This window comes from Paenibacillus sp. FSL P4-0127, assembly GCF_038007325.1.
In the GTDB taxonomy this organism is placed as follows: Bacteria; Bacillota; Bacilli; order Paenibacillales; family Paenibacillaceae; genus Fontibacillus; species Fontibacillus macerans.
Genome location: NZ_JBBOWY010000001.1, coordinates 2,686,748 through 2,707,804 on the forward strand (window position 1 = coordinate 2,686,748; position 21,057 = coordinate 2,707,804).

Below are 21,057 nucleotides of genomic sequence, written 5' to 3' on the forward strand. Positions count from 1 at the left end.
CAGAAAGGGCGGGGCCTATAAGCTTGTGCTCCCTGATATCTAAAAAATAATCAAAGCACTGCATATTACGTAGTTACGTAGGAGGAGATTGGATTGGATTATAAAGATTACATCCGGGTGATTCCAGATTTTCCCCAGCCCGGGATCAGCTTCAAAGATATTACGACCTTGCTTAACGACGGGGCTAAATACAAGCAGGCCATCGACGATTTGAAAAAGCTCGTTTCCGGCCTGAAGATCGACCTGATCGCCGGCCCTGAAGCGCGCGGTTTCGTCGTGGGGGCGCCGCTGGCGTATGCGCTTGGCGTCGGCTTCGTGCCGATCCGCAAAAGCGGCAAGCTTCCTTACAAGACGATTGAGGTGGAATACGATCTGGAGTACGGGAAGGACCGGCTGGCGATGCACAGCGACGCGGTGAAACCCGGCCAAAACGTGCTGATCGCCGACGACCTGTTGGCGACGGGAGGAACGATTTCGACTTCCGTAAGTCTTGTTCGCGAGCTGGGCGGCAACGTGGCGGGCACCGCGTTTCTGATCGAGCTTAGCGAATTGAACGGCCGGGCCAAATTGCCGGGCATCGAAGTATTTTCCCTTGTAACTTACTAAAATGAAAAAAAGGCCGAGCAGGATTTGTTCCTGGCTCGGTCTTTTATTAAATTTAGCGGTAGCAAGGGCAAGGGCCCGACCTTAAATCGACCTTGAAAACGGTCTTTACAAGCCAACTACTTCGAAGAAGGCCAACCGCCGGTCTCTTTACAATAGCGGCACTTTATGTGCTTATTATCCGGAGATTAGCATGGTCCTCGTCATTAGCGGCATTTTTTGCCCCTATTTTCCAGTGAAATGGCCAGAATGCGGGTAATGCCCGGCAATCCGGGCAAATAGGGGCATCAATTACCTTTATTTCTTTCATATAGAGGGAAACCGCTGGAATAACGGCATTTTTTACCGCTATTTCCGGCGGCAATGAAACTAAACCGCCGGTGCGTTTAGTCCGCTTTATGCGCGGCTTCTTCCTTTTCGTTCGACCAGCCCAGCACCTGAATCAGCTTGAAGAACAAGCTGAGCAGAACGCCGACGATCGTGGCCAGAGCCATTCCTTTCAGTTCGACGTTGCCCATCGTCAGCTTTGTTCCGCTGAGGCCGATGACGAGCACGACCGTGGCCAGCAGCATATTGGTAGGCTTGGAGAAATCGACCTTTTGCTCGACGAAAATCCGCAGGCCGGAGGCGGCGATGACGCCGAACAGCAGGAGCGAAACGCCCCCCATGACCGGTCCCGGAATGCAGGCGACGATCGCCGAAAATTTGCCCGAGAAGGAGAGCAGGATAGCAAAGATGGCCGCTCCGCCGATGACGAACACGGAATATACTTTGGTGAGCGCCATCACGCCGATATTTTCGCCGTATGTCGTGTTTGGCGTAGAGCCTACGAAACCGGACAGGATGGTCGAAATGCCGTTCCCGAGCAAAGAACGGTGAAGCCCCGGATCCTTGGACAAGTCTTTGCCGACGATATTGCTCGTGACGAGCAGGTGTCCGATATGCTCAACGATTACGACGAGCGCCACAGGGATGATCGTGATGATGGCCGGCAGGCTCCACTGCGGCGTGGTCACCGTCGGCAGCGAAATCCAATTCGCTGCGGCGATCTTGGCGGTATCGACTTGCCTCAGGACTAAAGCCAGCACATAACCGACGACGATCCCGATCAGGATATGTATGATTTTGGGGAATCCGCGGAACAGTACGGCGCCCAGCACGGTTACGCCCAGCGTAATCAGCGACAGCATGATGCTGGTCGGATCGGGGGTCCAAGGTTTGGCCGGATCGCTGTTGATCCAGCCGGCCATGCCCGCCGCCACCGGAATGAGCTCGAGGCCGATCAGCGCGACGATGGCGCCCATGGCCGCCGGAGGGAACACGACGTCAATCCACGCGGTGCCGGCATACTTGACCAGGAGCGCGATGACGGAGAAAATGACGCCGGTAACGATAAAAGCGCCGAGCGCCATGGCGTAACCGTTCCCCGGATTGTTCGTAAGGACCAGGGTCACCGGAGAGATAAACGCAAAGCTGGAACCGAGATAAGCGGGGATTTTCCCTTTACAGATCAAAATATAAAGCAAGGTGCCGATGCCGTTCATCAGCAGGATCATGCCGGGGTCGACGCCGAACAGGTTCGGGACGAGCACGGTGCTTCCGAACATGGCGAACAAATGCTGCAAGCTCAGCAGAACGCCGGGGCCGAAAGGAACTTTTTCGTTAACTTGAATTTCGCGTTGCAACCAGGACCACTCCTCTAAATTTAAACGTTCATAGGATAACTATCCTTAATAGATTAAATACATTGCCGTCATATTTCAACAAGAAATTACTTGGACGTGTCATTTTCCATAACATCTCCTGCCCGGCCATTTGACATGCATTGTGGTATCCGCCCATGCCGGAAAAGCCTGGAACCGCCGGACGGCCGGTAGTTGACGAGAGGGGGCGCAAGAGTCATAATTATAGGAAATCAAAATAAGGCGATTTATGCTCTTGTATGGGTTTTTTCAGCATATTTTCATATAGAAAGGAATCGAACGGGATCTCAATGGGCATAGAGCAATTACTCGAAAAGGCGTCTGCCTATATAAAGGAACCGGAGCTTCAGCGTATACGGGTAGCGTACGAGTTTGCGGAGCAGGCCCATCACGGACAGGTCCGCAAATCCGGAGAGCCGTATATTCTTCACCCCCTTGCGGTGGCCGATATCGTGGTTAACATGCAGATGGATGCACTGTCGATCATTGCGGCCTTGCTTCATGATGTCGTAGAGGACACTACCGTGTCCTTGAAAGAGATACAGGAACAATTCGGAAATGACTGCGCCCTGCTTGTCGACGGGCTGACGAAACTGGAACGGATCAAATTCAGATCCAAAGAAGAGCAGCAAAACGAAAACTACCGGAAAATGTTTATCGCCATGGCTCAGGACATCCGCGTGATCGTGATCAAGCTTGCGGACCGTCTGCACAATATGCGGACGCTGAAATATCAGTCGGAGGAGAGCCAGCGGCGGATCGCTTATGAAACATTGGAAATTTTTTGCCCAATCGCCAATAGATTGGGTATTTCCGCGATCAAATGGGAGATGGAAGATATCGCGCTAAGGTATCTCAATCCTCAACAGTACTACCGGATCGCCAACTTAATGCGCAAGAAGCGGGCCGAACGCGAGGAATACATCAAAAACGTCATCGCCCGCATCGCCGAAAAGCTGGAGGAAATGGGCGTGCAGGCCGATTTGTCCGGCCGGCCGAAGCATATTTACAGCGTATACAAGAAAATGACGACGAAAAACAAGCAGTTCAACGAAATTTACGATCTGCTGGCCATTCGCATCATCGTGGAAAATATCAAGGATTGCTATGCAACCTTGGGCATAATCCATACGTTGTGGAAACCGATGCCGGGGCGGTTCAAGGATTACATTGCGATGCCCAAGGCCAATATGTACCAGTCGCTGCACACGACGGTCGTCGGCCCTAACGGGGAGCCGACCGAGGTGCAGATCCGCACCTGGGAAATGCACCGGACGGCGGAATACGGGATCGCGGCCCATTGGGCTTATAAAGAGGGATCGGGCGACAACGGCCTGGTAAACAAAATTACGTTCTTCAACGAAATTTTGGAGCTGCAGCATGAGGCGAAGGACGCCTCCGAATTTGTGGAATCGCTCAAAATGGATTTCTTCTCCGACCTGGTGTTTGTGTTTACGCCGTCCGGGGAAGTCATCGAGCTGCCGGCCGGCTCCGTCCCGCTCGATTTCGCCTACCGGATTCATACCGAGGTGGGCAACCGGACGATCGGCGCCAAGGTGAACGGGCGCATCGTACCGCTCGACCATCGTCTGAAAACGGGCGATATCGTTGAGATTCTGACCTCGAAGCATTCCTACGGGCCAAGCCAGGATTGGCTTAAAATCGCCCAGTCCTCCCATGCCCGAAGCAAAATCAAGCAATGGTTCAAAAAAGAGAAGCGGGAGGAGAACGTCGAAAAGGGGCGCGAAGCGATCGAACGCGAACTGAAACGCGCCGGGATCGAGCCGCCTTCGTTTATGACGGACGAGAAGCTGCTCGAGGCGGCCAAGAAGTACGCTTTCAACGACATCGACGACATGCTGTCGGCCATCGGGTTTGGCGGCATTACCGCCTCCCAGATCGTCACCAAGCTGACCGAAAAGCTGCGCAAGGAGCAGGAGGAGGCTGCGGGCCATATCGAATTGACCTCCGAGGTCAAGGAAGTGAAGGCTCCGGAAGACCGCAAGCATCGTCCGACGAACGGTGTGGTCGTGAAAGGCATCGACAACTTGCTGGTGCGGTTTGCCCGCTGCTGCAATCCTGTGCCGGGCGACGAAATCGTCGGATACATCACCCGCGGCCGCGGGGTTTCCGTGCACCGCAGCGACTGCCCGAACATCCCGGCGGGAACCGATGGGGGAGAAGCGGCCCGCGTGATCGAGGTGGAATGGGAGAACGCGATCGAAGCGAATTACAACGTCGATATCGAGATTACCGGCCACGACCGCCGCAACTTCCTGAACGAAGTGCTGCAGGCGGTTTCGGAAAGCAAAACGAACATTTCGGCCGTGTCCGGCCGTTCGGATAAAAATAAAATGGTTTTTGTGCATATGACGATTTTGATCCGCAACACCGATCACCTGCAATCCGTGGTGGAGAAAATCAAGCGGGTCAAAGATGTGTATACGGTGCACCGGATTATGCAATAGCCGAGTTGAAAGGTGAAGACGATGAGAATTGTGGTTCAGCGCTGCCGGCAAGCCCGCGTCACGGTAGAGGGAGAAACGATCGGCTCCATCGGGCGGGGCTTAATGCTGCTGGTCGGCGTTACGCATGAGGATACGGAACGGGATGCCGCTTATTTGGCCGAAAAAATCGCCGGTTTGCGCATTTTTGAAGACGAAGCCGGCAAAATGAATCTTAGCGTGACGGATATCGGCGGAGCCATTTTGTCCGTGTCGCAGTTTACGCTGTACGGCGATTGCCGAAGCGGCAAGCGTCCGAGCTTCACTGCGGCCGCCCGGCCGGAAACCGCCGAGCCGCTTTACGAGCGGTTTAATGCGATGCTCCGGGAGAAAGGGCTGACGGTGGAAACCGGCAAATTCGGGGCCGACATGAACGTCGAGCTCGTCAATTGGGGGCCGGTCACGCTGATTTTGGACAGCCCTGGCGGAGCTTAAGCGCGAGCTTGTTGGGGCTTGTTCGAGCTTGCAGGACGACCTGACGCTCCGGCAGCGTTTCCAACCCTAACGGACACCAGCGCCGTTATTTCGATGAAGACGACCGTTTTCAAAATGTAACGGACACCACAGACCTTATTCGGTATTGATGTGCGCGTATCCGGCCTTTTTTGAGCAAATAGAGGCTCTCCTGTCCGTTAGAAATGAAAAAGAGCACTAGTGTTGCATTAACTTTCAATCTAGACAACTTGCAGCCCTGATCCATTTCAGATTTCCTGGGATCCAGATTTCCGGGGAAATGATCATGTTTTCAAGCCGATAATGCGCCCGCCGGAAATCTAACGGTTGTGATCGCCGTTATTTGCCTGAATCTAAGCAAACTGAGCCGGATTTAAGTGAAATAAGCGCTCCGGCAACCGTTACAATTTGAAATCAACGTTTTTGGAACAAATAATGTTTGTGGCAACCGTTAGAATACCGGTGTGGCTAGAAAATGTATCTTGTCAGATTTAATGCAACGCCAGTGGAAAAAGAGCCTTTTTTCGGGCAAATAAGGTTGTCTAGTCCGTTAGCCTTCATGAGGTCGGATATCTGCTGCCGAAGAGGGATAATTGGGGCTTGCCGAGGGTACACTTGAGGGTACCAACAACGATGTCCTGAAGGAGCCCACAACCCTATGCGTCAATCGACAAAGTCCAAAGCTTGGCGGAGCGTTCCGCTGCTGGCGGCGGGAGACCGCGGTGAAGCCCGCATGCTGGCGCGTGCGGCGGAACCGGAAGCCTACGAGCTGATCCCGCGGGAGGTTAAGCCGTCCGCCGAGTGGCTTCCGCGCCCGGGAAGCTGAACGCTGTCATTATAGCGGTGGCGAGAAGTGGAAATAATAACAAAACGCAAGCGTAGGAGTAAAATGCTCTCCTGGCTTGCGTTTTTGGCTTTATCGGGCAATTCGCCACATTCGTCATAAACTCTCCCGATTCGGGCAATAACAAGCAAAGAATCGTTCGGCGATCGATGCTTACACCCGAGATGAAGGAGAGATGATCAAGCATGACCAAACATATCCAGGCTTATTTCCGAACCGAAGACCAGGTGGAGGGGGCGCGAATCGGCCTGCTCTCGTACGCGCCGAACCAGGTAGAGGCGGGGCATACGGACGACAGAACGGGCGAAGATAACAAGCTGCTGGTGCAACTGCTTCCCGTTCCCAATGGCTCGATGAATTCCGGCGGCACCGTTGGACTGCCGCTTCCCGGAACGCTGCGGGGCGGCCAAAGCGCGCTTCCGGTATTCGCTTTCGGTGACCGGGGGGCTGGCGACGCTTTGAACGGAGAGCACAGCGAGGCGGTGGCCGGCGAGCGGGAAATGGACCCGGCCCGGAACGTCGTGAATACCGGGGACGGGCCGGAAGGCTGGAAATATGTGCTCAGCGCGGCGGTAAAAGATGAGGATTACGACAGGATCGTGCAAAAATTGCGCGCCCACGGAGCGTATATTCCTATAGGTTAAGCCATGCTGTAATATAACTGTAATATTAGATTCATGATCCCTTAACATAAGCTGTTTATAATAACAGCATAACCCCCTTTTTAATACAATATATACCTTTGGACCTGCACCCCGTTGGTGACAGGTTTTTTTCTTTAATCCGACATTTTTGTTGAGCAGACTTGACTTTAGCGCGGTGGTTACATACAATCAAGAAATAACAGTTGATGTCACCCCCTGGTATGGGGCGCCAATTGAAATAAATAAATGTATGATAGCAATTCGATGACGGGACAAAGTAATTCGACCCCACACCCGCAGAGAGGGATCCCGAGTCTTCGTGGCGATAGGCGCTCTTTAGGAGCCGCTATCCGCTTATGAAGCAGGCTGGAAGGATTCCGGTGATGATTGAACGAAAGACTTCCCCGAGAACCGGCGGCGAAATGCGGTGAGCGGCACCTTAACAGGCTTCCGCTACGGCAAAGTAGACGTACGGCGTAGGCGGGCGATAACCGCTTAAAGCGAATCCCTTTTTCGCATGCAGCATTGCCGTTATCACGGCTGGTGTTGTACGAATCAGGAATTCGGAATGTGGGTGGCACCACGGGTGATTTGGAAACCAGTCTCTCGTCCCTGTTTGCATCAAACAGGAACGGGAGTTTTTTATTTTGATGAGCAATTTAGGATGGAGGATGAACTATGGCTTTTCAAAAACCGAAGGGCACGCAGGATTTGCTGCCGGGCACCGTCGAGAAATGGCAGTTTATTGAAGAGTCGGCCAGAGATATTTGCCGCCGCTTTAATTACCGTGAGATCCGCACGCCGATTTTCGAGCAAACCTCGCTGTTTGAGCGCGGTGTAGGGGAAACGACCGACATCGTCGAGAAGGAGATGTACACCTTCTTGGACAAGGGGGACCGGAGCATGACGCTGCGGCCGGAAGGCACGGCGGGAGTTGTTCGCGCTTATGTGGAGAACAAGCTGTTCGGAGAGCCGGACGTCAGCAAGCTGTATTACATCGGGCCGATGTTCCGCTATGAGCAGCCGCAGGCCGGCCGCCAGCGCCAGTTCCACCAATTCGGGATCGAGGCTTTCGGAGCGACGGACCCGGCGATCGACGCCGAAGTCGTGTCGCTGGGTTACGAGTTTTGCCGCGAGCTGGGACTTCAAGGCGTCAAAGTGGAAATCAACTCCGTGGGCAATCCGGCGAGCCGGGCCGCCTACCGCGAGCAGCTGCTTGCTTTCCTGCTACCGATGAAGGATTCCCTATGCAAGGACTGCCAATCGCGGATAGAACGCAACCCGCTGCGCGTGCTCGATTGCAAGGTGGATCAGGACAAATTCGCCGGGGCGCCTTCAATTCTCGACAGTCTGGATGAGGAATGCACGGCGCATTTCGCCAAAGTCCGCGAACTGCTGACCGCCATGGGGGTCGATTACGTTATCAATCCCCGGCTGGTGCGCGGGCTCGATTATTACACGCATACCGCCTTCGAATACAAAGCGCAGGGGATCGGTGCGATCGACACGATCGGCGGCGGCGGCCGCTACAACGGCCTGGTGGCCGAAGTGGGCGGTCCGGATCAGCCGGGCATCGGGCTTGCTTTAGGCCTGGAGCGGATCGCGCTGATCCTGGAAAAACAGGAGATCGGCATCGGCGCCGCCAAACCTCTCGACGTATATCTCGTCGCGCTCGGCGAGGCGGCCGACAAGGAGAGTACGACCCTGTTGTATAAGCTGCGGCAGGCGGGATTTTCCGCCGAACGCGACTATTTGGGGCGCAAAATGAAGGCGCAAATGAAGTCTGCCGACCGGATGCAAGCCCGCTATACGGCGATCCTCGGCGACGACGAGCTGGAGCGCGGAGAAATCGCCCTCAAATCGATGGAGAGCGGCGAGCAGCGCACCGTGAAGCTGAGCGAATTGATTCATGAGCTATCGTGATCAATAGATGACTTTTTAAACAACATATAATAAGGAGTGTTTTTACATGATGCAGCGTACTCATCATTGCGGCGCCCTCGGCACCGCGAATATTGGAGAAACCGTCACGTTAAACGGCTGGGTGCAAACCCGCCGCGACCTGGGAGGCGTCTTGTTTATCGACCTGCGCGACCGCAGCGGCATCGTGCAAATCGTGTTTAACCCGGCTTATTCCGGGGAAGCACTGCAAATTGCCGACAAGGTGCGGAGCGAATACGTGCTTGCCGTGAGCGGCAAGGTGGTGCAGCGGGACCCGGAGACGGTGAACCCGAACCTGCCGACAGGGCAAATCGAAGTACAGGTCACGGAAATCGAGGTGCTGAACGCCGCGAAAACGCCGCCGTTTTTCATTGAAGACGGCATCGAAGTGGACGAATCGCTGCGCCTGAAATATCGCTACCTGGACCTGCGCCGTCCGGAAATGCAGCAAACGCTGTGGCTGCGCTCGAAAGCGGCTAAAGTATTCCGCGACTTCCTCGATGCGGAAGGCTTCATCGAAATCGAAACGCCGATCCTGACCAAGAGCTCGCCGGAAGGCGCGCGCGACTATCTTGTGCCGAGCCGTGTGCACGAGGGCGAGTTTTTCGCCCTGCCCCAGTCGCCGCAGCTATACAAGCAGCTGCTGATGGTCAGCGGCGTGGAACGCTACTACCAGATGGCCCGCTGCTTCCGCGACGAGGACCTGCGCGCCGACCGCCAGCCGGAATTCACCCAGATCGACATCGAGACCTCGTTCCTGTCGCGGGACGATCTGCTCGATATGATGGAAAAGCTGGTTGTGCGCTTGTTCAAGGAAACGAAGGGCATTGACATTCCTACGCCGTTCCAGCGCCTGACCTACGCGGAAGCGATGGGCAAATACGGCTCCGACAAGCCGGATTTGCGCTTTGGTCTGGAGCTGGTGGACGTTAGCGATCTCGTGGCGAACAGCGGCGTGAAGGTGTTCTCTTCCGTCATCGAAAAAGGCGGGGAAGTCAAAGTGCTGAACGCCAAAGGCTGCGGCACCTGGAGCCGGAAGGACATCGACGACCTGGGACCGTACGCCGCCCGCTACGGCGCGAAAGGCCTCGCCTGGATTCAAGTGAAGGAAGGCGAATTCCGCGGCCCGATCGTGAAGTTCTTCACCGAAGAGGAAATCGCCGCGGTGAAGGAACGCACCTGCGCGGAAGAAGGCGACCTGCTGCTGTTCTCCGCCGACAATAAAAAGGTCGTCGCCGACGTGCTTGGCGCGCTGCGCCTCAAAATCGGCCGCGACCTGGGCCTGATCGACGACAGAGTCTATAAATTCGCCTGGGTGGTGGACTTCCCGCTGCTCGGCTGGGACGAGGAGCAGAAACGGTACGTTGCCGAACACCATCCATTCACTCGTCCGCGCGACGAAGATCTGCCTTTGTTCGACACCGATCCGGGCAAAATTTTGGCCCAGGCCTACGACCTCGTGCTGAACGGCTACGAAGTGGGCGGCGGCTCGATGCGGATTTACCGGCGCGACGTTCAGGAGAAGATGTTCAATGCGATCGGCCTGTCGCCGGAAGAAGCCCAGGACAAATTCGGCTATCTGCTCGATGCGTTCGAATACGGCACGCCGCCGCATGGCGGAATCGCCTTCGGTTTCGACCGCCTGGTGATGCTGCTTGCCGGACGTTCGAACCTGCGCGAAACGATCGCCTTCCCGAAAACGGCGAGCGCGACCGATCTGCTGATGAACGCGCCTTCCGAAGTGGACGGGTCGCAGTTGGAGCAGCTGCATATCAAGCTTGCCGTCAAACCGGCCGAAGCGAAGAAATAAACAACATGAAATGCCATACATGCCATATTTCGGGAGGTGCTTAGACCATGCTTCATCAATTTTCACGGACCGAGCTGGCGATCGGGGCGGAAGGGCTGGACGTATTGAAAAAAAGCACCGTCGCCGTGCTCGGCATCGGCGGGGTCGGTTCGATCGCCGTCGAAGCTTTGGCCCGGACGGGGATTGGCCGCATCATCCTAATCGATAAGGACGTCGTCGACGTTACCAACATCAACCGCCAAATCCATGCGCTGACGACGACGATCGGCCAGAAGAAGGCGGATCTGATGTGCGAGCGGGTCAAGCTGATCAATCCGGAGTGCGAAACGATCGCCCTGAATATGTTTTACACGGAAGAAACGTACGAGGAATTGTTCAAATATGAAATCGACTACGTGCTTGACGCTTCCGATACGATCAAATACAAAATCCACCTTATCAAGGAGTGCCTGAAGCGCGGGATTCCGATTTTGTCCAGCATGGGCGCGGCCAATCGAATGGACCCGACCAAGTTCCAAGTGGCTGACATTTCCAAGACTCACATGGACCCGATGGCCCGCGTCATCCGCGCGAAATTGCGGGAAGAAGGCATCCGCAAAGGGGTCAAGGTCGTTTTCTCCACGGAGCAGCCGGTCAAGCCGCGCGCCGATGTCACGAAAAAGATCGTGCCGGAAAACGCTCCGCAAATCCGCAAAGCGAAGCAGCCGCCGGCGAGCAACTCGTTTGTCCCGCCGGTGGTGGGGCTGATCATGGTCAGCGTCGCCGTCCGCGAGCTGCTGGAACGCGGTGGAGTGCGCGTATGAACGAGGCGCTGGCGAAAAAGCTGCGTTTGCCCGAAGCCGGCGCCCGGAGTTTGGTGCTGAACGCTCCGGAAGGTTATTTGGGCGAGCTTGGCCTGGGGCCGGATCACGCCGTGTACGACGGGAAGCTGGCCGGGAGTTACGACTTCGTGCAGATGTTTTTCCGTTCGATCGGGGAAGTGGAGAACCGGGCCGGCGCGGCGCTTGACGCGGTCAAACCGGACGGGCTGCTGTGGTTGTGTTACCCGAAGGGCGGCGTCAAAGCGGGTACGGATCTGACCCGGGACAAGGGCTGGGAGACGGTGAAGGCGGCCGGATTTGAGGGAATCGCCCTCGTCTCCGTGGACGAGGTGTGGTCCGCCATGCGTTTCCGTCCGGCTGAATTGGTGAAGGCTGCACGGTCGTCGTCCCGGCGTGGCGCGGGGAGCGGAGCGGCTCCGGCTAAGAAGCCGACCCAGCCGGTAGAGGCCCCGGAGGATTTGACGGCCGCTTTGCGCGATCATCCGCAGACTGCCGCTTTTTTTGACGGGCTCGCCCCTTCCCACCGCAAGGCTTACATTGAATGGATATCGGAGGCCAAGCGGGAAGAGACGCGGCAGAGCCGGATTGTCAAAACGGTAGAAAAGCTGGAGCAGGGGCTGAAGCGCCCGAGCGACAAAGCGTAAGGTTCGTATTGCGTGTTTTTACAAACATCAGGTCGTACGAGGCATAGTGTCCTTAGGCGGCTGCCGGACATAAGCGCAGGTTTGATGACAACATCGAATCTGCGCTTTTTAGCGCGCCTGGGTTATTTGTGCCTGTTTTGCCGGGGAAGTTCGCCTTTTTTTCGCCGTAGTGATATAATGAGGTTTCTCTGGCTCCGGATCATGGGAAAATAGCGGATGGCGGGCGTTTCGACTGCCCTGCGGTTGACCGGCGGAGTACATCAATCTTAGGAGGTAACTGAAAGTGGAACATTTTCAAAGTGCCTATCAAGAAGAAAAGGCGCGGCTAGATCGCACCCTGGAAGAGATCGAAAGGCAGCTGAAAGAGCTGCGCAGCATCCCCGTATACACGGGGCATGATTTTACGGAGCAACTGCTTGAGGCAAACCGCGAATCGCAAAGGAAACAGCTGGAGCAGTCGGAGCGTGAGCCTTATTTCGGCCGGCTTGATTTTGCGGAAGCGGGCAGAAAACGGACGCCGATCTATATCGGCAAAGTGGGCGTCGGCGACCCGGAAGCGGGGCACCCGCTCGTTATCGATTGGCGCGCGCCGATCGCCAGTTTGTTTTATTCTTTTACCGGCGGGGATGAGGCTTCTTATCTTGCTCCCGAAGGCTTGATTGACGGACTGGTGTACCTGAAACGCAACATCGTGATTCGCAAGGGCATTCTCGAACGGGTGGCGGATACGTACGACCGCGACAGCGACGGACCGGCCGTAAGCGACGAGTTTCTCGTGTACCGGCTCGGCGAAAATAAGGATAATCGGCTTCGCGATATCGTTTCGACGATCCAGGCCGAGCAGGATCGAATTATCCGTGCGGCCAAAAATACGGCGTTGATCATCCAGGGGGTCGCCGGCAGCGGGAAAACGACCGTGGCGCTGCATCGGCTGGCCTTTTTGCTGTACCAGTACAAAGAGCAGATTTCTGCGGAACGGCTGGTCATTTTTGCGCCGAATCATATGTTTATCGACTACATTTCCGAAGTATTGCCCGAACTGGGGGTCGGGGATATCCAGCAAAATACGTTCAGCGATTGGGCGGCCCGGGTGCTTGGCTTGGAGGAGGGGCCGTCTGACGGGACGGAAGCGCTGTCGCACTGGTTTGACGGAGACTGGCCGGGACAGCCGCAAGGGCGGAGCCAGGCGGAAGGACAGGCGCAGGAGCAGAAGCTGAGGCAGGGGATCGCGCAGTGGCAGGCTCAGACGAAGGATCAGGCGGAAGAGCAGGATCAGGTGAAAGAGCAGGTACCAGCACAGGGGCTGGGACGGAAGCAGATGCATGGGGGCGCCCAGGTTCAGGAAAGCCCGGACGATAACAAGCTGCCCGGCCGGTTTAAAGGCTCCATGCATTTTAAGTCGTTAATCGATGCCTATGTGGAAAACCTGGAGTCCATCTGCGTGCCCGAAGGGGACTTTGAGCCTTGGGACGGGGCGTGTTTATCCCGGAAGGAGATCATCGGCTGGTTTGAAGGCGAATACCGCCATTACCCGGTCGCCCGGCGCAAGGAACGGGTGCTGGCGCGGATTCACCGCTGGATCGAAATGGAGCTGAAGAAGCCGTCTTCCGCGGCGGCGCTGAAGGAACGCAAGAAGAAGGCGCAGCAGCGGGAAAAAGCATACGCCAAAAAGTGGCCTGAGCTCGCTCCGCTTAACCTGTACCGGGGTCTGTTTGGCATCCGGAGGAGCGGCGGGACGGCGGACTCGGGCCTTGCGGATATGGCGGGGCGGATTCCGCGGGAGATTTGGCGGGAAACGCAGGGCTATTTGAAGAAAAACAACCTTAAGGAAGAAGATCTGCCCGCACTGTTGTATCTGTACTCCGTGGTCAACGAAATCGACGGGAAAATGACCTTCGACCATGTGGTGATCGACGAGGCCCAGGATTTTTCGCCGTTTCAGGTGTATGTGCTGGACCGGTTCGTCAAAGGGCATTCGTTTACGATCCTGGGAGACTTGTCGCAGGGCATTCACTATTACAAAGGCGTAAGAAGCTGGGAGGAAATGCAGAACCTGTTCCGTCCGGAGGAGACGGCTTACTTTGCGTTGACCCGAAGCTACCGCTCGACAATGGAGATCATTGAGTTCGCCAACGAAATATTGAAGCGGGGCGTGGGAACGGATTTGCTTGCCGTCCCGGTGTTCCGCAGCGGGGAGCCGGTGCGGCTGCTGCCGGCGGCCGGAGAACGGCGCTTCGGCGCAATCCGTTACGCCTTGGACAAGGCGCTGTCGGGCACGTACCGGACGGTGGCGATTCTGACGCGGACGATGCGCGAAGCGGAGGAACTGCATGAGGAACTGCATAAGGGACTGACGAAGAACGGTACCGAGATCAACCTGATTAACGGGGAACTCAAGGAATATGCCGGCGGGGTGTCGGTGCTGCCCGTGTATTTGTCCAAAGGGCTGGAATTCGACGCAGTGATCGTGACGGACGTCGACCCGCTTCACTACGGGCCGGAGGAAGCCAAGCTTCTTTACGTCGGCTGCACCCGCGCGCTGCATGAGCTGTGGCTGCTGCATGGCGACGAGCTGCCGGACTACGTTCCCGGAGAAGACACCGACTTCGCCGTCCGCGCGGCTGTGGAGGGATTTTGATCTGCGGTCCCTGAAGTTTAGGGGCCCGAGTTTAGCGCCCCAGGCGACCGTGAGATGAAACCATTAGGCGAGTTGATTAGGCGTGCGTGGCGCGTCACGGACTGAAATGTAGGGATTAAAATGACCTGAGCGACTATTAGCATGAAATCACTCCAAGCGGCCTCATTTGGAGCCGAATAGCGCCTGCTGAGACCGTTACGTCAGGAAATACCCGGGAATTGTGCGAATAACCTCGCGGAGTACGGTGGGATGAGAGCGTCGTCGATGTCCTGCTTTTTCAGCCAGGTCAACAGGAAGTGGCGTAGCCTGTGTGGCGAAAGGTGTCTTGGTATCCCTGCCTGCTGCTTTGCACGATTATTCCTTTTGTTCAGGGGGGGAGAGGATGGGGGCTATTCACGGTCTTTTCATTTTTCCCGGTGTCTTGCCCCATTCCTCCCGTCAGGTCTGCTTCACTTCTCCTAACCTCCTGCTCACAAACCTGTCTAACGATCTCGAACATGTCTGCTTCTCTTAAACATATTTTTCTCCTGAATTTATCTTCCTCTCTGCTTCCGGATCAAACGGGATAATCGTGCAAAGCGTCCGGACAGCGGATATTGATCTGCCGACCAAGCACCGGCCTTCCCTGTCAAGCGCTGATTATTAGGTTGAGCCGATTTTCTCGCATTCCCCGATCCGTATATTTTTTCTTCCACGACGATTCAAACAATAAACCGCAGTTTTTTCCTCATCGCATCAGCATGCATGGCCAATAGCTCTTTGAATGATTGCGGGAACGGAACAATTCGGGCTTTTCCACCCTTCCCTTTATTGATGGTTATTTGCCAGTAGTGAAAAATCAATTTCCGAAAGCCGTACATTGACCAGTTCGCTTACCCGGATACCGGTATACGTTCGCAAGGCTGGAACAAACTTTTGCAGGTAGGGTGTTGAAAAAAACTTGATATTATTCCCTCAATCTCCGAGCTTTTTTACCTTCTCTAACCTTAATCTAAAATATGCTGTTTAAAAGGGAATCGTAATCTTTAAGTCTCTTTATACTATCTTCATATGGGTAACATTCTGTCAATTTAGGAAATACCCTTCGCTTTGGGGGGGATTCTAATTTTATCCATTCGTTTGCACCTGGTGACAGTTACGCTGGCATTACCCCTTACTGGATGCATATCTCGCTTCCGCATGTTCGCTCCTTTGCTAAGGAACGGCTGCTTTAGCGGAGGATGAACCGCAAAAGTGCATTTCATTTTTCGTATATTCACGTTTTAGAGCGATTAAAATGCAAAGTGCATCTGTTTTGCGGACATTTGATCAAAAAGTAGCTATTGACCGGAAATGAACTATACATTTGCATTTGAACTGCCCGCTTCGAGGAATTTCGACGAAAATCGCATGCACTTTTGCATTTCGTGCGGTGATGGTCTCAGTGGGTACCAGGGACCCCGATGCAGATGTGTTGATCCGAACCTAACCATGGGCCGGGATTTTTTCATCGGTCAGCGGGGCCGGCCCTCGATAAAATCCTCCAGGTCTTGGTCCGCTTTGCTTTGATTGCACAAATTGCAGGCGCAGACGCAGTTTACCGGAGTGGTGTGGCCGCCTTTCGCTTTGGGCAGCAGATGGTCGATCGTGTCCCCGTATTCCCCGCAAAAAAAGCAGGTATAGTTGTCGCGGGTGAGAATATAATTGCGAAACGCTTTGTTGGTGTAGAGGCGCCGGATCGTATGCGGGTTGACGACCACGGCGGCATGCTCGCGGACGAGCGTTACGGCCAATTCAAAGTCGACCTCCTGCTGCCAGCGGCGGCCTTTGTCGGTCCGTCCGCGCATACGGATCATCCCGTTGCGGTTCGGGCGCAACGTCCGCACGTCCGGCCCCTCCGCCCGCGGCGGCGGTGCCGGCAGCGCACGTTTGATCCGGCGCTTCGGCGTCGTCCCGTGAACCGCCGGCAAGGAGGCCGCTTTGGCGTCCCGTCTAGCCGAAGCGGCTCCCGCAACGTCATCGCCTGCTTTGGGAACGATTTCATCAGCCTTGCGGCTGTGCCGAGCAGCTTCTTTGCTCTTGTCAGGCCTGCCGCTCTGCCGCGCCGCCTGGGCCTGGGCAGCGCCGGCATCGGCCGTCACGGCAAGTCCTACAGCGGGTGATTCCACGCTCCTAGGCTTTTCCTGGACCATGCGGGCCTGCTGCTTCCGAAGCGACCGGCAGCTTCGGCAGGCGCCGCGGCGCGAGCCTTTGCCGGAGCGTTTGCCGGTGCGCCGGAGGAACTCGGAAACCGGTTTTGCTTCGCCGCAGTAGGCGCAGGTTTTTGTCGCCGGCACCGGCGCGTTTCGGCGCATATCTGGTCTTTGCTCTTCCATGTTGTCCCGGCGGAAAGACGGGGCATGCTGCTGTGTCAATGGTGTCACCTCGGTTTCGGATAAGCGGCGTATCCTGCTTTAGTCATATTTTCATTATACCTGATCGAAAATATAAATATAGCCAAGACCGCGGGTCTTGGCTTCGCATATGGTTAATTTATCGTAGAACCAAGCTGCTGGCTTTCCGCCTCGGCTGCGGGGCGGGACCTTTATACCCGCGTTTACTCCGTTACCGCTGCCTGGGGTCTGAGCGCTCGCATTTTGGTCAAAATTTTTCGGATACTTTCATCGGATAAATGGTATTTGGCGGCTAAATCCCGTACGGAACACCCTGTATGGTGAAGCCGGTAAATCTCTTCGTTTCGTTTGGCGATGGACGTGCGCGATCCGCTCAATTCACCCCATAACGCTCTTGTCCGTTCCGGTTTCGGGATGTACAGCAGCTCGCCTTGAATGTAGTTCTGGAGCTCCTGCAGCAGCCTAGGGGGAAGAACATCCTTCCCATTTTTGTAGTTCACGATCATGTACCTCCTTATTTCGTGGTCCGTTTTCCATAGTTGTTACGATATAAGTCAGCATGGCCGTAAATCCCCCTTTCAGCTTGGAATAATATTGAAAAATTCAACTTAGGATCTATCATAACACAGTCATCATCTAAACGGAAATAAGGGGAGCTGTTTCCAGCCCCCCGTTTTTTTGCGGTTTCCGCTTACGCGGAAGCCACCTCACTCACTGAAATCACTTCGATCAGCCCCCTTTCCCGTGATTCGTCGGCCCGACATCTATATTAACTCATATTTTGTGCCGCGGGAAAAGCGAAAGAACAACTATAAGTGTTTTTTACGCATTAGTGCTTTTAAGTGTTTTACTACTTTAGGTGCTTTAACTACTTTAAGTGCTTTTTTTGCATCGGTGTTATGGGGCATAAGTGTTTTTGCTGCGGGTGTGCTAGAATAGAGTAGACAATGCCTACGATCAAGGAAGTGAGCATGATGGATTTGTTCTCCTACCAACAGGAGCAAAACCCGGCGGGGCGGCTTTTGGCCGATCGGATGCGGCCCGTCACGCTGGATGAATATATCGGACAGGAGCATATCGTCGGTCCGGGGAAGCTGCTGCGGCGGGCGATCGAAGCGGACCAGATATCCTCGATTTTGCTGTATGGCCCTCCCGGCTGCGGGAAAACGACGTTGGCCCACATTATCTCCAACCACACGAAAGCCGAGTTCGTCCGGCTGAACGCGGTTGACGCTTCGGTCAAGGATGTTCGGGAAGTGATCGAAAAGGCGCAAAACGACAAGTCGTTTTACGGAACGAAAACGATTCTGTTCCTGGACGAGGTGCATCGCTTTAATAGCTCGCGCCAGGATGCGCTGCTGCCGGCGGTGGAGAAGGGAACGATCATTTTTATCGGCGCGACCACGGAAAACCCGTTTCATTACGTCAACGGCGCTTTGATGAGCCGCTCCACTTTGTTTCAGCTCGAGCCGCTGACGAAGGAGCACTCGCTTATCGCAATGCGCCGGGCGTTGGCCGATAAGGAAAAAGGGATCGGCTTCATGCAGTTGAACGCCGACGAGGAGGCGCTCCAGCACATCGCTTCCATGGCCAACGGCGACATCCGCCGCGCCCTGAACGCGCTGGAGCTGGCCGCGATGACCACGCCGCCGCAGCCGGACGGCACGGTGCATCTGACGCTCGAAGTCGCCGAGGAGTCGATCCGCCGCCCGCTGGTCAAGGCGGACGAATCGACGCAATATGATGTACTGTCGGCGTTCCACAAGTGCATTCGCGGCTCCAGCGACGCCGCGGTGTTCTGGTTCCTGTACGCGGTGGAAAAGCTGGGGATGGACCCGATGACCTTCATCCGGCGTTTGATCGCCGCCAGCAGCGAGGACATCGGGCTGGCCAATCCGCAGGCGATGGTGCAGGCGGTCAGCGCTTTGGAAGCCTACCGCAACAACGGCTGGCCCGAGGCCAAGCTTAATGTCGTCCAGGCGATTTTGTTCGCGGTGGAAAGTCCGAAATCGAACGGGGTGGTTGAGGCGATCGGAAACGCCATGGCGGCGATCGAGGAGGTCGTTTCGGCCGAGGTGCCGCTGCATTTGCGGGACACCCATTACAAAGGCGCCGTGAAGCTGGGGCACGAAGGGTATAAATACCCCCACAATTATCCGGGGCATTATGTGGAGCAGGAATATTTGCCGCCGAGGTTGTCCGGCCGCACGTTTTACCACGCTACGGAGCAGGGCAACGAGGCGAAAATCAAACACAACCAGGAGCTGCGGCGCAGGGTGAAAAGATAAGGGCGGGTCTTTCGTAGGCCTGCTCAGCCAAAAAAATCGGCCCTCAAAAGCCAACTGAATGGAACGGCCAACCGTCGGCCGGGCCTGCAAATTAGCTGCACTTTATGTATTTTTTATCCGAAGCCTGGCATGTTCATCCCCATTAGCGACGTTTTGTGCCCCTATTTTCCTATGAATGGCCCAAAGCACGGGCATTTCCTTGCGATGGGGCAAAATAGCGGCATAAATTGCTTCTACTTCTCTCCAACGGACGGATATCGCTGAAATAACGACGTTGTGTCCTTATTTTTTCGCTGGAGTTTCTCGGGCGGCCTGATTTTAGCTGGTTTTCTCGGCACACCATAAAAGAGCCCCGCCGGCTTACCGGCGGGCTCCTGTTTTGATGTTCAGCGGCGTCACGCTCTTATGGGGCATCGGTCTAAATATCATCGCTCTGGAAGGCTGGCCCTGTTGTCCCTATATTTCGAGCAGAGGACCCCGAGAAAGGGCGAGCTTATCGGCTCGTATTACCCCAGCGCCCCTTCCGCCTCACGCGCCTCCAGCTTCACCGGCGATTCGATCGTGCCGCCGCCGAGGCATTCCTCGCCTTGGTAAAACACGACAGCCTGCCCCGGCGTGATCGCTTTTTGCGGCTCGTCAAACTCGACATACACCGTGCCGTCCGCCCGCTTCGTCAAGGTTACCCCTTGATCCGCCTGGCGGTAACGGAATTTCGCCGTGCAGCGGAACGGTCCGTCCGGCAGCTTGTCAGCTCCGGCGATCCAATTGACGCCCGAAGCGGTCAGCGCCGTCGAATACAGGCTCGGATGCTTATCGCCCTGAACGACATATAAAATGTTGCGTTCCAGGTCTTTATCCGCGACAAACCACGGTTCGCCGGTGCCCGAGCCGCCGATGCCCAGGCCTTGCCGTTGGCCCAGCGTATAATACATCAGCCCGTCATGGCGGCCCTTGACCTCACCGGTCGCAATGTCGACCATATCGCCGGACTGGGCCGGCAAATAATTGCTCAGGAACTCCTTGAAATTGCGTTCCCCGATAAAGCAAACGCCGGTGCTGTCTTTTTTCTTCGCCGTGTACAGGCCGGCTTCTTCCGCGATGCGGCGGACCTCCGGCTTCGGAAGATGGCCGATCGGGAACATCGCCTTGGACAATTGCTCCTGATTCAAGGCATTCAGGAAGTACGTTTGGTCCTTGTTGCCGTCAACGCCGCGCAGCAGCTTGTACACCCCGTCTTTTTCGACAACGCGGGCATAATGGCCGGTAGCGACGTAATCCGCGCCGAGATCAAGCGCTTTGTTCAAAAATTCGCCGAATTTGATCTCGCGGTTGCACATCACGTCGGGATTTGGCGTACGGCCGCGCTTATATTCATCGAGAAAGTAGGCAAAAACTTTATCGTAATACTGTTTCTCGAAATTGACGGTATAGTAGGGGATATCGATTTGCTCGCACACGCGGCGGACATCCTCGGCATCCGCTTCGGCGGTGCAGTAGCCGAATTCGTCGGTATCGTCCCAGTTTTTCATAAATATGCCGATAACGTCGTAGCCTTGCTGTTTCAGCAGGAGCGCCGTCACCGAAGAATCGACGCCGCCGGACATGCCGACGACAACGCGGGTTTCGTTTGGTTGCTTCATTTCTATCACTCCTTTGGGCGCATGTGGCCCTGCCGTTATTTTACCATATGCGTGCAACCCTATACGATGGGTATTCCCTATATTAAAGTAAGGAAAACAAATTGCAACCCCAAAAAGGTTGATTTATTTTTCAAAACACATATGATATGTTA

The 21,057-nt window shown here is 55.4% G+C and carries 15 protein-coding genes; 11 read left to right on the forward strand and 4 right to left on the reverse strand.

What is annotated here, in order from left to right; genetic code table 11:
- The first annotated feature begins 93 nt into the window (after nucleotides 1-93).
- Nucleotides 94-606, forward strand: a complete 513-nt coding sequence (locus tag NYE74_RS12140) for an adenine phosphoribosyltransferase (RefSeq protein WP_036620637.1) — start codon at nucleotides 94-96, stop codon at nucleotides 604-606.
- A 383-nt stretch (nucleotides 607-989) separates the two neighbouring features.
- On the opposite strand, the gene uraA is transcribed toward NYE74_RS12140, so the two are convergent.
- Nucleotides 990-2,288, reverse strand: coding sequence for a uracil permease (gene uraA / locus NYE74_RS12145; RefSeq protein ID WP_036620640.1), 1,299 nt, complete (start codon nucleotides 2,286-2,288; stop codon nucleotides 990-992).
- 308 nt (nucleotides 2,289-2,596) lie between these two features.
- Here uraA and NYE74_RS12150 point away from each other — a divergent pair, with 308 nt between their 5' ends.
- From NYE74_RS12150 to NYE74_RS12190, 9 genes are all read left to right on the forward strand, one after another.
- Nucleotides 2,597-4,774, forward strand: coding sequence for a RelA/SpoT family protein (locus NYE74_RS12150; RefSeq protein WP_036627716.1), 2,178 nt, complete (start codon nucleotides 2,597-2,599; stop codon nucleotides 4,772-4,774).
- 21 nt (nucleotides 4,775-4,795) lie between these two features.
- The gene (dtd, locus tag NYE74_RS12155) at nucleotides 4,796-5,245 is read left to right on the forward strand and encodes a D-aminoacyl-tRNA deacylase (RefSeq protein WP_036620643.1); all 450 of its coding nucleotides are present in this window, start codon (nucleotides 4,796-4,798) and stop codon (nucleotides 5,243-5,245) included.
- 676 nt (nucleotides 5,246-5,921) lie between these two features.
- Complete coding sequence (locus tag NYE74_RS12160) at nucleotides 5,922-6,089, forward strand: hypothetical protein (RefSeq protein WP_164815308.1); 168 nt, start codon at nucleotides 5,922-5,924, stop codon at nucleotides 6,087-6,089.
- Between the two features lie 203 nt (nucleotides 6,090-6,292).
- Nucleotides 6,293-6,751, forward strand: a complete 459-nt coding sequence (locus tag NYE74_RS12165) for a hypothetical protein (RefSeq protein WP_036620645.1) — start codon at nucleotides 6,293-6,295, stop codon at nucleotides 6,749-6,751.
- Between the two features lie 678 nt (nucleotides 6,752-7,429).
- Nucleotides 7,430-8,674, forward strand: a complete 1,245-nt coding sequence (gene hisS, locus NYE74_RS12170) for a histidine--tRNA ligase (protein WP_036620647.1) — start codon at nucleotides 7,430-7,432, stop codon at nucleotides 8,672-8,674.
- A 49-nt stretch (nucleotides 8,675-8,723) separates the two neighbouring features.
- Complete coding sequence (aspS, locus tag NYE74_RS12175) at nucleotides 8,724-10,502, forward strand: aspartate--tRNA ligase (RefSeq protein WP_036627717.1); 1,779 nt, start codon at nucleotides 8,724-8,726, stop codon at nucleotides 10,500-10,502.
- 47 nt (nucleotides 10,503-10,549) lie between these two features.
- Nucleotides 10,550-11,305: a tRNA threonylcarbamoyladenosine dehydratase gene (locus NYE74_RS12180; protein WP_036620648.1), complete on the forward strand. Its 756-nt coding sequence runs from the start codon at nucleotides 10,550-10,552 to the stop codon at nucleotides 11,303-11,305.
- Entirely contained in the window at nucleotides 11,302-11,967 is a 666-nt protein-coding gene (locus NYE74_RS12185; RefSeq protein ID WP_341004807.1) for a YdeI/OmpD-associated family protein, read from the forward strand. The genes NYE74_RS12180 and NYE74_RS12185 overlap by 4 nt, the downstream gene beginning before the upstream one ends.
- A 283-nt stretch (nucleotides 11,968-12,250) precedes the next feature.
- On the forward strand, nucleotides 12,251-14,605 hold the full coding sequence (locus NYE74_RS12190; RefSeq protein ID WP_341004808.1) for a HelD family protein: 2,355 nt from the start codon (nucleotides 12,251-12,253) through the stop codon (nucleotides 14,603-14,605).
- 1,493 nt (nucleotides 14,606-16,098) lie between these two features.
- Here NYE74_RS12190 and NYE74_RS12195 read toward each other — a convergent pair.
- Together NYE74_RS12195 and NYE74_RS12200 are read right to left on the reverse strand one after the other, a co-directional pair.
- Nucleotides 16,099-16,938, reverse strand: coding sequence for an HNH endonuclease (locus NYE74_RS12195; RefSeq protein ID WP_371861002.1), 840 nt, complete (start codon nucleotides 16,936-16,938; stop codon nucleotides 16,099-16,101).
- Between the two features lie 242 nt (nucleotides 16,939-17,180).
- Nucleotides 17,181-17,477, reverse strand: a complete 297-nt coding sequence (locus NYE74_RS12200; protein WP_036627728.1) for a CD3324 family protein — start codon at nucleotides 17,475-17,477, stop codon at nucleotides 17,181-17,183.
- 474 nt (nucleotides 17,478-17,951) lie between these two features.
- On the opposite strand from NYE74_RS12200, the gene NYE74_RS12205 reads away from it, so the two are divergent.
- Nucleotides 17,952-19,265, forward strand: a complete 1,314-nt coding sequence (locus NYE74_RS12205; protein WP_036620656.1) for a replication-associated recombination protein A — start codon at nucleotides 17,952-17,954, stop codon at nucleotides 19,263-19,265.
- A gap of 506 nt (nucleotides 19,266-19,771) precedes the next feature.
- Here the strand turns inward: NYE74_RS12205 and mnmA are convergent.
- The gene (gene mnmA, locus NYE74_RS12210) at nucleotides 19,772-20,905 is read right to left on the reverse strand and encodes a tRNA 2-thiouridine(34) synthase MnmA (protein ID WP_036620658.1); all 1,134 of its coding nucleotides are present in this window, start codon (nucleotides 20,903-20,905) and stop codon (nucleotides 19,772-19,774) included.
- Nucleotides 20,906-21,057: the final 152 nt, after the last annotated feature.